Source organism: Convivina praedatoris (genome assembly GCF_933208495.1).
Lineage (GTDB): Bacteria > Bacillota > Bacilli > Lactobacillales > Lactobacillaceae > Convivina > Convivina praedatoris.
On the sequence record NZ_CAKOET010000001.1, the window covers coordinates 99,475 to 114,044 of the forward strand.

12 protein-coding genes and 1 tRNA gene are annotated in these 14,570 nt (G+C 40.9%); 12 read left to right on the top strand and 1 reads right to left on the bottom strand.

Translation table 11 applies throughout. From position 1 onward, the window contains the following. Positions 1 to 13: 13 nt before the first annotated feature. Both M4974_RS00510 and M4974_RS00515 read left to right on the top strand, forming a co-directional pair. Entirely contained in the window at positions 14 to 793 is a 780-nt protein-coding gene (locus M4974_RS00510) for an L-threonylcarbamoyladenylate synthase (RefSeq protein ID WP_248715704.1), read from the top strand. Positions 794 to 838: 45 nt separating this feature from the next. After that, positions 839 to 1,855, top strand: a complete 1,017-nt coding sequence (locus M4974_RS00515) for a HoxN/HupN/NixA family nickel/cobalt transporter (RefSeq protein WP_248705683.1) — start codon at positions 839 to 841, stop codon at positions 1,853 to 1,855. 15 nt (positions 1,856 to 1,870) lie between these two features. On the opposite strand, the gene M4974_RS00520 is transcribed toward M4974_RS00515, so the two are convergent. Then, positions 1,871 to 3,238: an HD domain-containing protein gene (locus tag M4974_RS00520; protein ID WP_248705682.1), complete on the bottom strand. Its 1,368-nt coding sequence runs from the start codon at positions 3,236 to 3,238 to the stop codon at positions 1,871 to 1,873. A gap of 75 nt (positions 3,239 to 3,313) precedes the next feature. Here M4974_RS00520 and M4974_RS00525 point away from each other — a divergent pair, with 75 nt between their 5' ends. The 10 genes from M4974_RS00525 (at position 3,314) to M4974_RS00570 (ending at position 14,436) form a co-directional block, all read left to right on the top strand. Then, positions 3,314 to 3,739 (top strand): DUF1934 domain-containing protein, encoded by a 426-nt coding sequence (locus M4974_RS00525; protein WP_248705681.1) that lies wholly within the window; start codon positions 3,314 to 3,316, stop codon positions 3,737 to 3,739. A gap of 43 nt (positions 3,740 to 3,782) precedes the next feature. Beyond that, positions 3,783 to 4,343, top strand: coding sequence for a DNA-directed RNA polymerase subunit delta (rpoE, locus tag M4974_RS00530; protein ID WP_248705680.1), 561 nt, complete (start codon positions 3,783 to 3,785; stop codon positions 4,341 to 4,343). Positions 4,344 to 4,413: 70 nt separating this feature from the next. Continuing rightward, a tRNA-Lys gene (locus M4974_RS00535) sits at positions 4,414 to 4,487 on the top strand. Positions 4,488 to 4,853: 366 nt separating this feature from the next. Further along, a complete protein-coding gene (locus tag M4974_RS00540; RefSeq protein WP_248715705.1) occupies positions 4,854 to 6,227 on the top strand; it encodes an amino acid permease in 1,374 nt (457 codons plus the stop codon). Between the two features lie 91 nt (positions 6,228 to 6,318). Continuing rightward, complete coding sequence (locus tag M4974_RS00545; protein ID WP_248705678.1) at positions 6,319 to 7,035, top strand: DUF975 family protein; 717 nt, start codon at positions 6,319 to 6,321, stop codon at positions 7,033 to 7,035. A gap of 165 nt (positions 7,036 to 7,200) precedes the next feature. Next, positions 7,201 to 8,820, top strand: coding sequence for a CTP synthase (locus tag M4974_RS00550; protein WP_248705677.1), 1,620 nt, complete (start codon positions 7,201 to 7,203; stop codon positions 8,818 to 8,820). Positions 8,821 to 8,883: 63 nt separating this feature from the next. Then, a complete protein-coding gene (uvrC, locus tag M4974_RS00555) occupies positions 8,884 to 10,677 on the top strand; it encodes an excinuclease ABC subunit UvrC (RefSeq protein WP_248705676.1) in 1,794 nt (597 codons plus the stop codon). 77 nt (positions 10,678 to 10,754) lie between these two features. After that, positions 10,755 to 12,071, top strand: a complete 1,317-nt coding sequence (gene obgE, locus M4974_RS00560) for a GTPase ObgE (protein WP_248705675.1) — start codon at positions 10,755 to 10,757, stop codon at positions 12,069 to 12,071. Positions 12,072 to 12,146: 75 nt separating this feature from the next. Next, positions 12,147 to 13,160: a Gfo/Idh/MocA family protein gene (locus M4974_RS00565; protein ID WP_248705674.1), complete on the top strand. Its 1,014-nt coding sequence runs from the start codon at positions 12,147 to 12,149 to the stop codon at positions 13,158 to 13,160. Beyond that, a complete protein-coding gene (locus M4974_RS00570) occupies positions 13,150 to 14,436 on the top strand; it encodes a DEAD/DEAH box helicase (protein WP_248705673.1) in 1,287 nt (428 codons plus the stop codon). The genes M4974_RS00565 and M4974_RS00570 overlap by 11 nt, the downstream gene beginning before the upstream one ends. Positions 14,437 to 14,570 lie beyond the last annotated feature (134 nt).

Here is a 14,570-nt window from a genome sequence, read left to right on the forward strand (position 1 = left end):
GGAGAATATAACAATGTCAAATAAACATATTAGCTGGAATGGTGCTATTCAACCCGAAGCAATTGAAATTTTAAAAGAAGAGGGCGGCATGATTGTTAGTCCGACTAAGGTTGGTTACATTATCATGACTTCTGATAAGGCTGGTTTAGAGCGAAAATTTACCGCTAAAAATCGCAAGCGGAATAAGCCTGGTGTCGTTTTGTGTGGTTCGGTAGAGCAGGTCAAGGAATTGGCTCAAATGACACCTGAAATTGAAGAAATGTATCAACGCCACTGGAATCAAGATATCTTGTTAGGTTGTATTTTGCCTTGGAAGCAAGAGGCTAAGAAAATGATTCCAGCTGATGGCAGTCAGGAACTAATGATGGATGGCCGGGGTACTAGTTGTTTTGTTATTAAATTTGGTAGACCTAGCGAAAATATTTCCAAGCATATGTGGGAAGAATATGGCAAGTTCTCCTTTGCAAGTTCGGCTAATCCGTCTGGTCAGGGAAACCGTGGTTTGGTTACGGGTATTGGTGATCAAATTGAACAAGCTGCGGATTTAATTATTGAAGCAAATGACTATGTTGCCTCAATTCAACCCAATGAAACCGTTGAAACCCGTTATGAACAGGGAGTAATGGTATCCATGGTAGACGAACAGGGACATTTGATTCCTCAACAAAACGGACAGGTTGGGGTGCAACCGGCGCCAATCGTTATTCGTAAAGGTCTTGATGTCGATAAAATTATGAAAAATATGAGTGAAATCTTTAACTCGTGGAATTATCGCCACGGCTTCTACTACTAATTGGCTGGTTAACTAGCCACCTTCGCAAACAAAGGAGATAATGCGATGACAAAAGCAAATACTTTTAAAAATGACGTCATAAAATACGGAACTTTTATCCTTTTGATTCTCGTAGCAGGAATTATTCTGTTGGGTTCTGGTATTGGTCAATATCCTGAAATTATTGGAATGGCGGTATTATCCTTTACCTTTGGCTTGCGACATGCTTTTGATGTTGATCATATTGCTGCCATCGATAACATGACCCGTAAAATGTTAAATGATGGCAAGAATACCCGAGGAGTCGGTTTTAGCTTTTCCTTTGGTCACTCGCTGGTTGTGGTTTTGATGGCGGTTGCCACGGTGGTTTTTGTTGAATGGGCCAAGAATTCTATGCCAATTTTTGAAAATATTGGCGGGGCCTTTGGTACCATGATTGCTGGAATTATGTTGTTTTTTTTAACCGTTGTTAATACCTTCATTTTGTTTAGTATCTGGCGTAATTTTAAGAAGATTAATCAGCAGGCTCAAAATGGTCAAGCGGCTGAGGAATTTGTACCGGATTCGAAAATCTATACCTGGTTTACCAAAATGTTACAGATGATTCAACATAATTGGCAAGTTGGTATTGTTGGTTTCTTGTTTGGTTTAGGTTTTGATACAGCCACGCAAATTGCGGTACTAGCAACTTCGGCTACTGCTACTAGTGCCGGTATTGCCTGGTACACAACCTTAGCCTTTCCCTTACTGTTTACAGCAGGGATGTGCTTGATGGATACCATGGATGGTTTTTTCATGAGTACTACCTATAATTGGATTATTTCATCCTCTTATCGGAAGGTTTACTATAACTTGATTTTAACTAGCATTTCGGTTTTGGCCGCAGGTTTTATCAGTTTTGTTGATTTTACTCAATCCTTTTCAGCTATTTTTAGTTGGAATAATGGTTTGACAAATTGGGCCAGTAACTTAGATTTTAACCAACTAGGCATTATTTTAGTGGTTATCTTCGTAGTGGTATGGACGTTGGCTTTAACCATTTGGCGGGTGATGAATCTATCTGAGCGTGAAATTACTGATTAAAAAATGACGTCAATCTTAGTTGACGTCATTTTTATTGTCCAACCCCGGTGGGGTCAAGGTATCATTTTTTATAAAACTTCTAAAATTGTGATGAATTTGGGCAAAGAGTTCATCTGGTCCAGTATTCAGCATCTCTTTAGGGAAGAAGAAACGTTGATCAACTGACGCTCGTCCTTTAATGGCAGCGACCAGTGGGGAAAGAGCTGATAGTTCCTGATGGGTACCATCCTCTAAAATGAAGTCAATCTGAGTGCGGGGCTTTTTATCACTAGGCTTGTAATCGTCATAAGGTAGGTCATAGGCATCATTTCGGGCGGTGTAGTAGTCGGGATTGTAGCCCGCCTTTTGGACAATTTTTTCGAGGTTATCTAAATAAGGCGCAGTCTTTTCATTGATTTGAATGGATTTTAAGGGCCGGCGCTGTAGGAAACGTTGGGCCAAATCAGAAAGGATTTGATCAGGATGATCCTGCCAAATATTAATATAGGTCATAAAGACATGGTCATCTAAACGTAAATAATCATCAACCGAGAGCGGTTGGTCGTTAAAAAGTGGTCGCAATAATGGACCAACAAAGTCTTCTTCGATAACATTTTGGTTTTGCTCTAATTCTTTAACACGATGCAATAGATGTTCTAGAATAACTTCCATCCCCCGTGAAACCGGATGGAAATAAACTTGCTGATACATCTGATAGCGACTGACAATGTAATCTTCGACTGCATGCATGCCTCGGATATCAAAACCAATACCCTGAGCAGTGGGCCGCATAGTTCGCATGATTCGGTCAATATCGAATTCTCCGTATTTGGTACCTGTATAATAGGCATCACGGAGTAAATAATCCATTCGATCAACATCTAATTGACTAGAAATTAGTTGAACCACCTGCTGATTAGGGTAAGTTTTAGCAATAACACTGGCAACCCTATTGGGAAAATCAGGTCCCTGTTGCAGCAAAATGCGATTGATTTCGGTATCGCCAGTAATGATGGCTTGAGTCATTGCTTCGTGATCGGTCTGAAAGAGATGTTCAAAAGTATGTGAGAAGGCACCGTGGCCGACATCGTGGAGTAAAGCCGCCACCATGGTCAGCAAACTCTCAGCTGGATCCCAGCAGCCATTGTGACCATTATTTTTACTATAGTACTGATTAAAATATTCAGTTACACGCCGAGCCAACTCGTAAGCACCTACCGAATGCCCAAATCGTGAATGTTCAGCACCATGGAAAACACTGCTGGTAATTCCTAATTGCTGCACTCGGCGCAAACGCTGAAATTCTGGCGCGTTGATGAGGTCCAAAATAATCTGATCTTGGACATGAATAAAATTATGAATCGGATCTCTTAAAACTTTTTCTTGAACTAGTTGTTCTGACACGGTTTAACCTTTTTCCTTTTTGCTTGTTTATATTATAATGTAAAGACTTACAACTGTCATTTCTGGAGGAATATTTTGTCACAAACATTTATGGTTCAGGTGGACTTAACTACTAAAATTTGGCAAGACGGCGGTGATGAGAAGTTTGATTTCCATCTTCCGGGACAATTGATTATACGAAATGGAACCGCATATCTTAGCTACACCGAAACATTACCTGACCAAAGTGACACGGAGGTTCGTTTTAAACTAAAGCCACAGCAAGTTGGTTTAACCCGTAGCAATGAAAATACGACGTATTTAAGTTTTAAAGCACAACAAGATCAAGAAACGGTTTATCAAACCGCAGCTGGTCCAATGGTACTCAATACTTATACAACTGGTTTAAACTTGCAGTTAAATCAAGAAAAGGGGACTGGTCAACTTTTATTGGAATATGTTTTATCCAGTCAAGGGCAAGTTGTTGGTCGTTATCGAGTTGATTTGCAATTCAAGCCATAATTGAGTATATTTAATTAGTTAGAAATGTGAAAGGACGTATGATATGTCGATACAAGCAGATGGCAATCTTAAAGAGGAAATGGCCTTAGTTGAGATTGCAACCGCCATCTTGTCAAAGCATGGTGATTCAATGCCCTTTAGTAGCCTATTAGAGGAAATTCAAGACTTTTTAGGGGTTGATGCCGAGAGTTTTCGACCTCGACTATCACAATTTTATACGGACTTAAACACAGATGGTTCCTTCATTTCCCTTGGAAATAATGAGTGGGCCTTGCGTGCATGGTATCCAGTTGATGCCATTGATGAGTCAATTCATGAAATTGATGATGACGAAGAAAAGCCAAAGCGTAAAAAAGCAAAGAAGAAGGTTAATGTCTTTGCTGATAACGCCGCTGATGACGATGTCATTGACTATAACGATGATGATCCTGAAGACGATGACTTTGACGATGTTGCCGCAGATGATAAGTCTGATAATGACGATGATAGTTCCGATAGTGACGATGATGATTCAGTGGCTGAAGAGTCAATTGATGATAATCTAACTGAGCTAGCTGGAAGTGATGATCTTGATGATTTGAGCGACGGCGACGAAGAAAAATAATTTAAAAAAAGTGTTGATTTTTTACCACTGAGAATGTAATATATATAACTGTGCTACGGCGCAAGATTATGCTCCTGTAACTCAGTTGGTTAGAGTAGGGGATTTTTAATCCCAAGGTCCTCGGTTCGAATCCGAGCGGGAGCACTGAGTTAATCAGGAGACCTTGGGAAATTCCAAAAAAGCAACTTTCCGAAGAAAGTTGCTTTTTATTTTCTTGCAAATCATTTTTGGATTGGCTATAATTGTCCTAACGTAGTGAGGATGAGTAGCTTAACGTTCCTATTTAGCGACGTCATGGTTGGTGAGAATGGCGAGGATTTTATGTGAAGACTACCTTACTTTTGACATACTAGTAGCTAAGCGTGAAACTATGACCGGCTTAACCAGCCGTTATCCCGGTCGATTAAGTGTCGCCTATGTGGCGGAACTTGGGTGGTACCACGCAACAGCGTCCCTAGATTTCTGGGGACGCTTTTTTATGTCATGCGTAGAAAAGTTAGGAGTTTGCAGATGGCAAAACAGGGAAAAGAATTGAGTCGAGATTTATCCTCTTTTCAAATGGAAATGATTGCTCTGGGAGGAACAATCGGGGTTGGACTCTTTATGGGTTCAGCCGCAACAATTAAATGGACAGGTCCATCAGTTTTATTGGCGTATATGTTAGCTGGTTTGGTCCTTTATATTGTCATGCGGGCCTTAGGAGAGATGTTATATGTTGATTCGGCAGTTGGTTCTTTTGCTAATTATGCTAGTCGCTATATTCATCCTTTGGCAGGCTATTTGACTGTCTGGGCCAACGTTTTTCAGTGGCTAACGGTTGGTATTAGTGAAACGATTGCCGTTGGGGTCTATTTGGATTATTGGTGGCCGGGCATTCCCAGTTGGGTTAGTGCGATAGTTGTCCTGGCGACCCTAACGGCTGCTAACTTATTTACTGTTAAAGCCTACGGCCGGATGGAGAGTTGGTTCTCTTTGATCAAGGTCGTAACGATTGTCTTTATGATTATCTTGGGATTCTTAGTGATTTTATTTGGTATTGGTAATCACGGTCATCCGCTCGGATTTTCAAACCTCTGGACGCACGGTCAGTTTTTTGCTGGTGGTTTTAAAGGCTTTATGTTTGCGCTGTCAATTGTCATGACTTCTTATCAGGCAATTGAAATTATTGGGATTACTGCTGGAGAAGCTGCTAACCCGCAAGAAGCAATCGTAAAATCGATTAAGTCGATTGTTGCTCGAATTTTGATTTTCTATATTGGGTCAATTTTTGTGATTATTACGATTTATCCTTGGAATCAACTTGATCAAGTTGGCTCACCCTTTGTGGAAACCTTTGCTCGAGTGGGAATTACCGCTGCGGCCGGTATTATTAACTTTGTCATGCTAACAGCGGCTATGTCGGCCTTGAATTCCGGTATCTTTTCTTCGAGTCGGATGCTTTATACGCTGGCCTTAAGTAAGGAAATTTCACCGAGATTTTTAAAATTATCTAAGCGTCGTGTACCTGAAATTTCCGTACTAGCTATTTCGGGTGGCATTCTGTTAGGCATTATCATTAACGCGATTTTGCCACTATTTTGGCATGGCAGTTCCAGTGTCTTTGTTTTGGTATATAGTGCCAGTACCTTGCCTGGAATGGTTCCTTGGTTTGTGATTTTAATTAGTCAAATTCGTTTTCGACGGGCCAATCCGGGGCTGTTGGTTGACCATCCTTTCAAGTTATGGCTATCGCCTTGGACCAATTATTTTGCCATTTTCTCCCTCGTGATTACTTTGGTCTTTATGGTCATTAATCAAGATACGCGTATTCCACTCTTTATCGGATTAGGTTTTCTAGTGATTATGTCCCTTGTTTATCTAATGACTCATCGGAAGCGGGGATGATTTTGCGAATGGCAGCAAAATTCTGATATGATAGAATGGTAACTTACTTAGGAAACTGGGTAATGTCAATCTAAATCATATGGGGGAAATTATGAATCGAAGTGAATTAAAGCATTCAGTCAAAGAACGTTTGAGTGGTAATTATGGTTATGTAATTTTAGTTACTTTACCTGCCCTAATTGTGTCTTTTTTGTCTGGGGGATGGTCTGGATCACATTCTGCTAACTACGATAGTATCACCAACAATACGGCAACTGTTGTTGATTATGTCAACATGTTCCATTTGGATTTTACAAGTGACCTATTCAGCATTGTCGGCTTTTTTGTCGAAATCGGGGTTGCCCTTGCTTTGTTGGACTTTTACCGTAATCAAGAAAAAAAGCCCCATCCATTTCTACAATTCATTTATGTTTACCAACAAAAAGGTCTATTTCTAGGTTCTTTGGTAATCGGTATTTTACAGTATGTTTGGATTTTGTTGTGGACCCTGCTATTGATTGTGCCAGGTATTATTAAGTCACTGGCTTATTCACAGGCTGGCTTTATTTACCGGGATGCTTTGGATAAGGGTGAAAAGCTAGGCTATACTGAGGCAATTACCCAGAGTCGTAAGTTGATGGATGGTCACAAGGCGGAATATTTTGTCTTACAATTAAGCTTTATCGGTTGGTTCTTGTTAATTGGTGTTACCTTTGGAATTGCTGCTATTTGGGTAGTACCTTACTATCAGATGACTATGTCAGCTTATTATGACCAGCTTAGTGGATCAAGCGATGACGGTTTGATTATTGATTCTGCAGCAAGCTAAAAAATAAGTTGACAAGATAAGGTCGACTTTGTAGTATATATAAGGGCTCACAATTAGTGTGAAAAACGTTTAAAGCTCTCAAGCACAGGCTTGGGGGCTTTTCTATTTTTTATTTTAGCCGGATAAGTTCCCAAAAGACGTTGATTGGAAGAATTAGGAGGCATTATGGCAGATAAGCAGGTTAAGTATATTTTTGTTACCGGAGGGGTCGTCTCTTCGTTAGGAAAAGGAATCGTAGCGGCTTCATTAGGACGCTTACTTAAAAACCGGGGACTGAAGTTAGCGATTCAAAAGCTTGATCCATATATCAATATTGATCCCGGTACCATGTCTCCTTACCAGCACGGCGAAACTTTCGTGACTGGCGATGGCTTGGAAACTGATTTAGACATGGGTCACTATGAACGTTTCATGGACATTGATACAAATATGTATTCCAATGTGACGACCGGTCGAATTTATTCTGAAGTTTTGAGTAAGGAGCGACGTGGCGATTATAATGGTGCCACGGTTCAAGTAATTCCGCATGTTACTAATGCGATTAAAGATAAAATTATTAAAGCTGGTGAATCTAAAGACGCTGACGTTGTCATTGTTGAAGTAGGTGGCACAGTTGGTGACATTGAAAGTTTGCCCTTTATTGAAGCCTTGCGTCAGATGAAATCCGACCTTGGTAGTGAAAATGTCTTCTACATTCACACGAGTTTGATTGTTTACTTGCGAGCTGCCGGAGAGGCTAAAACTAAGCCAACCCAACACTCAGTTAGTCAGTTACGTTCGCTAGGTATTCAACCTGATATGATTGTTTTGCGGACTGAAAAGCCTTTGGATGATGGCTTGAAGTCTAAAATTTCAACCTTTACCGATGTGAATACACAGGCCGTGATTGAATCACGTGATGTAGAAACCTTGTATGAAATTCCTTTGAATTTACAAGCACAGCATATGGACGACGTGGTCTTGGAAAAGCTGAATATTCAAGCTCCAGAAGCTGATATGAGTCAGTGGAAGGAAATGGTTGAATCAATTAAGCATCCGAAAAAGAAGATTCAAATCGCATTGGTTGGTAAGTATACTGATCTGCCAGATGCCTATATTTCAGTTAATGAAGCCTTGAAGCATGCTGGTTATTCACAGTCAACCGATGTCATCATCAAACACATTAATTCTGAAACTGTAACGGCTGATAATGTGGCTGATTTGGTTATGGGTGTTGATGGAATTATGATTCCGGGTGGCTTTGGTTCGCGTGGAACTGAAGGTAAAATTCAGGCTATTCGACATGCCCGAGAACACAATATTCCTTTCTTGGGTGTATGTTTGGGTATGCAATTGGCTTCGGTTGAATTTGCCCGCGATGTGTTAGGACATAAAGATGCTAACTCAACCGAGTTAAATCCGCAAACGCCAGATCCTGTGATTGGTTTGATGGCTGATCAGGCTGACGTGGAAGACTTGGGTGGTACGCAACGCCTTGGTTTCTATCCAACTTGTCTTTTGGCTGGTACTAAGACGGCCCATGCCTATGGTGATCAAGCTGAAGTACAAGAGCGTCACCGTCATCGTTATGAATTTAATACTGATTATCGTCAGGAGTTTGAAGATGCTGGTATGGTCTTTTCGGCTACTTCACCGGACAATCGTTTGATGGAAGTGATTGAGTATCCTAAGAATGATTTCTTTATCGCTGCTCAATACCATCCTGAATTCTTGTCACGACCAAATCGTCCCGAAGGTTTGTACAATGCTTTCATTACGGCGGCGATTAATTATAGCGGTCAATAATTTTTAAAAGCGTACTTGCTGGTACGCTTTTTTCTATCTTATAAAGGGGGTTATAATAGGGACATGCTTGCACATCCATCACAACATATCGAAGATAAATTAACCCTTTTACCTAATGAACCAGGCTCTTACCAAATGAAAGATGACAACGGTAAGATTATTTATGTGGGGAAGGCCAAGAATCTTAAAAATCGTGTTCGTTCCTATTTTAAACAGGATCATACTGGTAAAACGGCGGAATTAGTTAGTAAAATCGTTGATTTTGATTTTATTGTAACCAATTCCGATAAGGAAGCGTTCTTACTAGAAAATGAATTAATTAAAAAGTATAAGCCTTACTACAATATTCGTTTGAAATACGGCACCGGTTATCCTTATATTAAAATTACCAAGGAACGCAATCCCAAAATGGCCTTGGTTAACGAAGTTCGTAGGGATGGGGGCTTTTACTTTGGCCCCTATCCGAATGTTTATGCTGCCCAGGAAACCCTGCATTTTTTAGAAAAGAATTATCCCTTACGGCGTTGTAATGGCTATCAGGGCCGACCTTGCCTATATTACAGTATGGGTCAGTGCTTGGGACCTTGTTGGCATGCGGTACCGGAAGCTGAGTATCAAGCACAGATTGAAAAAATTAAACATTTTTTGGACGGGAATACGAAGAACGTTAAGCAACATATTGCTGATCAAATGAATCAGGCAGCCGAAAACTTAGAATTTGAACGAGCAGCTGACCTTCGCGATCAATTAAAATACATTGATGAAACCGTTGAAAGCCAACGAGTTTTATCTAAGGATACAACTCCGCGGGATCTCTTTAATTACTATTTAGACAAAGGATGGATGACGGTAACCGTCTTTTTCTTGCGACAGGCTCGTTTGATTCGGCAGTATAAGCGTACTTTTGCTGTCGTGGAAGATGCCTCAACTGAGTTGAGTAACTTTATCCAGCAGTTTTATAGCCAGCGTAATATCCAAAAGCCTCGGGAAGTTTTGGTGCCCAAGGGGATGAATCTCCAAATTCTATCCGACATTTTGGATGTACCGGTGCGCGTTCCGGTACGGGGTGAAAAACGTGATTTATTAGAATTAGCCCAAAAAAACGCTCAAATTGTATTGGAAGAAAAGTTCCGTTTGTTAGAGTTAAATGAACAAAAAACGACTGGTGCTATGCAAGAAATTACCGATGCTTTGCATCTTTCAGCTGGTCACCGGATTGAAGCCTTTGACCATTCTCATACGCAAGGTGTTGAGATTGTTTCGGCCATGGTTGTGTTTGAAGATGGCATTCCAGAACGTAAGCTGTATCGTAAGTATAAAATTAAAAGTGTTAATCACGCTGATGAATGGAAGGAAACCCAAGAGGTCATTCGGCGTCGCTACAGTCGTCTTTTAAAAGAAAAAGGTGATTTCCCGGACTTGATTCTCATGGATGGTGGTGAAATTCAGGTCCATGCAGCCAAGGAAGTGCTAGAAGATGAACTAGGGTTATCAATTCCCATTGCGGGAATGGTTAAAAATGATAAGCACCGAACAGCTGATTTAATTGATGGTCGTACTGGAGATGTTGTCTTTTTGGCTCGGCAGTCGCAAGGTTTTTACTTGTTGCAGCGAATTCAAGATGAAGTACACCGTTTTGCCATCACTTTTCATCGGCAGTTGCGCTCTAAAAACTCGTTAACCTCACGTTTGGATAGTATTCAAGGCGTGGGACCAAAAACCCGGCAAAAATTATTGCGTAATTTTGGTTCCTTACCTAAAATTGAAGCAGCTAGTATTGAAGAGTTACAATCATTAGGGATTAATGAGAAACTCGCCCGGGTCATTCATTGGTCACTGTCCCAGAACCATAGCTAAATAGTGATAGCTATGATAAACTAAACTTTTGAGTTAATAGGAATAGAAGAGGGGTTTCCCTTAGTAGGTAAAAATATATGGCATTTGTCGATCAAGCACAAGTTGAACTAAAAGCAGGAAAGGGTGGCGATGGAATCGTCTCCTTCCGACATGAGAAATTTGTTGCTATGGGTGGTCCTTTTGGTGGGGATGGTGGCCATGGCGGCTCAATTATCCTTAAAGTTGATGAAGGTTTACGGACCTTGATGGACTTCCGTTATAATCGTCATTTTAAAGCCCAAGCAGGTGGGAATGGTGGTACCAAGGGGATGACTGGGGCTTCGGCCGAAGATCGGATTATTAAAGTGCCAGAAGGAACTTTGGTTTATGATGCTGATACAGGTGAATTGCTAGGAGATTTGTTGGAAAATGGTGAAACTCTAGTGGTTGCTAAAGGTGGCCGTGGTGGTCGTGGTAACATTCGTTTTGCCACCCCAGCTAATCCAGCCCCAGAAATATCTGAAAACGGCGAGCCAGGCCAAGTGCGTAATATTCGCATGGAATTACGAGTTTTGGCCGATGTTGGTTTAGTTGGTTTCCCATCAGCTGGAAAATCAACTCTGCTATCAGTGGTTTCTAATGCTAAACCTAAAATTGGCGCTTATCACTTTACTACGATTGATCCTAATATTGGTTTAGTTCGTTTGGCAGACGGCCGTGACTTTGTTATGGCTGATTTACCTGGATTAATCGAAGGAGCTTCTCAAGGAGTCGGATTAGGCTTTGAATTTCTTCGCCATGTAGAACGGACCCGTTTAATTTTGCACCTAGTCGATATGTCTGGTATTGAGGGCAATGACCCTTACGAACAGTATCGTAAGATTCTAAATGAGTTAAAAGAGTACGACCCAACCTTGTTAGAGCGACCACAAATTGTGGTGGCCACTAAGATGGACATGCCTGATGCCGCTGAATTATTAGCAACCTTTAAAAAGCAAGTGCAGGCTGATTCTGGTTTGCCAGAGGTACCTGAAATTGTGCCGATTTCGGCTATTCAGCAAAATGGTGTTAATCAATTAATGATTTTGACGGCCAATACATTAGAAACTGCAGCAGTACCAGAAAGTTATCACCTGGAACCAGAAACAACTGCCGAAAAGATTTATAAATTCAAGGAAGAAAAGCCTGAATTTAAGGTCGAGTGGGTGGCTGATGAAAATACTTGGCTAATTTCTGGTCAAGCTGTCGAAAAGCTATTTGCGATGACCAACATGCAACGTGAAGCAACGATTATGCGATTCGCTCGTAAGTTGCGTCATATGGGAGTCGATGAACGTCTGAAAGAGGCCGGTGCCAAGAACGGTGATGATGTCCGTATCAATAATTCCGACTTCGTGTTTGAGTTTAGCGAATAAGGTCGTTTAAAAAACTTGGCTTAGGCCAAGTTTTTTGTCTTATTACAGTGTTTTGATACATGAAAGGGATAAACAATGTTGCGATTAGGTACAATTGGCACTAGTTGGATTGTCAAACAATTTATTGAGGCTATTCATTTAGCTGGGGCTTTTGATTTAGGAGCTGTCTATTCTCGGCGAATAAATCGGGCCGAAGAATTTTTAGCTGAGTTGACGCCAGTTAATTCATCAGTGTTAGCTTTGGATAGTTTGACTGAACTATTTGAAGCCAGTGATTTAGTCTACATTGCTTCGCCGAACTCCTTGCACTTTGAGCAGGCAGAGGCGGCTTTGAAGGCGGGGTGTCATGTTATTGTTGAAAAACCAGCTTTTAGTAATCCCCGTGAATTTGCCCAGATTCAAGAATTGTTAGGACAACATCCAGACTTGATGTTGATGGAAGCCAACCGGCATCTATACCAACCCAATTTTATCGCCTTACAAAAGGCAGTTGCACAATTACCACAAATTGATGGGGCGAATTTTGTGATGGCCCAGTATTCGTCTAAATATGACGCTTATCTAGCTGGAGAGAATCCGAATGTTTTTAATAAAAATTTTTCAGCAGGTGCCTTGTATGATTTAGGGGTTTATCCCTTGTCGGCTGCTTTGGCTTTGTTTGGTCAACCGCAAGCAGTGCAATACTTACCGGTTTTACTAGATAATCAAACCGATGGGAGTGGTCAAGCAACCTTGATTTATCCGGGTTATCAAGTCAATTTGCAATTTAGTAAGACTTACAACGCTTACCGACCTAGTGAGATTTATGCCGGACGTCAGACTGTATCGATTGACCATATTGCTGATTTAAATCACATTCATATTATGAAAGATGGGCAATCCCAAACAGCTATTGCCAAACCGCAAGCTGAGAACCCAATGGTAGCTGAAGTTCAAAATTTTGCCCATTGGTTAGCTAATCCACAAGCATATTATCAGCAATACCAACAAGCCTTGCAACTGAGCCAATTGATTAATCAGACCCTATTTGATTTACGTCAATCGGCCCAAATTGAATTCCCAGCAGATGAGAGAGTTTATGATAATTAATCCAATTTTAAGTGAACGTTTTAATCAAGAATTTGATCAAGCAACGCCGATTCAAAGTGCAGTTTGGGATCAGATGATTACTGGTAAATCAATTTTTGGTTTAGCTCCAACTGGTAGTGGTAAAACTTTAGCGTTTACTTTACCAATGCTCACCAATATTGAGGGCAACAAACAGGTTCAGTATCTGATTTTAGCACCAAGTCAAGAATTAGCTGTGCAACTAAGCCAAGTTATTCGAGAGTGGGCCAAGAACTTGGATTTGAAGGTTATGAGTCTTATTGGGGGTGCTAATGGCCGTCGCCAGGCGGATAAATTAAAAAAGGATCATCCTCAAGTGGTGGTTGGTACCTTGGGGCGCACCTTAACGATGTTAGCTAGTGGTGCCTTAAAAGTTACCAACTTAAAAGGATTGATTGTTGATGAGGCCGATGAAATTTTAATATCAGAGCGGACTGATGATTTAGAAAAGTTAGCCGGATATTTGCCGGAAAATTTACAAGTTGCTCTCTTCTCGGCCACGGATGGAGTGGACTTAAAATGGGTTACGGAACTGTTTGGGCAAGCGGTTCTGCCAGTCTCAGTTGGCCAAACCGCACCGGCAACGATTCAACACCGTTATCAATATGTTGATGAACGGGCTAAGGTGAAAATGTTAATTCAGTTAGGGCGACATCGTCAGCATGCGCTGGTATTTTTTAACAGTATTAATGCTTTGGTAGCTGCCCAGTCGGCCTTACGGCATGCCAATGTCCGGGTAATGAGTGTTGGTAATAATGAAAAAAGCCAGATTCGTCGAGCGGATGCGATTCGTTTATTTAAAAAAGGTGAACTTGATTTGCTCTTGGCTACTGATGTAGCGGCTCGTGGTCTGGATATTGTTGATTTGCCCCTAGTCGTTAATGCTCAGATTCCAACTCGGAAAAAGACCTATATTCATCGAACGGGTCGAACGGGTCGAGCTGGTAAGACCGGGTTGATTTTAAACTTAGGCAATGATCATGATGTTCGAAATCTTAAGCGAGAATTAGGATCGGATTTTGATTTACAACCTTACGATGCCTCTCTTTTGATCAAAGGAAAAGAGAATGATGATCAAGATGCTGTCACTGAAACCGTGTTTTCAGATAAACCACAGCCGGTAAAAAAAGAGCGACAGCCTGAACGGACAGTTAAGGCCGCAAAGGCTGTCAGTGAGCAGCCTATTAAGCCAATGAAAAAGAAGAAAAGAACTAAGCGTAATAAAGATAAAGGGAAGCCTAAATGGGCTAAACAATAAGGCTTTAATTAAAGGAATCTACTTGGGTTCTTTTTATTTTATCCAAATGTAAATGATATAATGATTAATAATTAATGAGGTTTAGTCCTTGATCAAGTTAGCTGAAAGGTTAGCTAATTAAACTAAAAATTTCA

Coding starts and splice junctions, on each gene's coding strand:
- M4974_RS00510 (WP_248715704.1), top strand. CDS start 14: ATGTCAAATAAACATATTAGCTGGAATGGTGCTATTCAACCCGAAGCA.
- M4974_RS00515 (WP_248705683.1), top strand. CDS start 839: ATGACAAAAGCAAATACTTTTAAAAATGACGTCATAAAATACGGAACT.
- rpoE (WP_248705680.1), top strand. CDS start 3,783: ATGTCGATACAAGCAGATGGCAATCTTAAAGAGGAAATGGCCTTAGTT.
- M4974_RS00540 (WP_248715705.1), top strand. CDS start 4,854: ATGGCAAAACAGGGAAAAGAATTGAGTCGAGATTTATCCTCTTTTCAA.
- M4974_RS00545 (WP_248705678.1), top strand. CDS start 6,319: ATGAATCGAAGTGAATTAAAGCATTCAGTCAAAGAACGTTTGAGTGGT.
- M4974_RS00550 (WP_248705677.1), top strand. CDS start 7,201: ATGGCAGATAAGCAGGTTAAGTATATTTTTGTTACCGGAGGGGTCGTC.
- uvrC (WP_248705676.1), top strand. CDS start 8,884: ATGCTTGCACATCCATCACAACATATCGAAGATAAATTAACCCTTTTA.
- obgE (WP_248705675.1), top strand. CDS start 10,755: ATGGCATTTGTCGATCAAGCACAAGTTGAACTAAAAGCAGGAAAGGGT.
- M4974_RS00565 (WP_248705674.1), top strand. CDS start 12,147: ATGTTGCGATTAGGTACAATTGGCACTAGTTGGATTGTCAAACAATTT.
- M4974_RS00570 (WP_248705673.1), top strand. CDS start 13,150: ATGATAATTAATCCAATTTTAAGTGAACGTTTTAATCAAGAATTTGAT.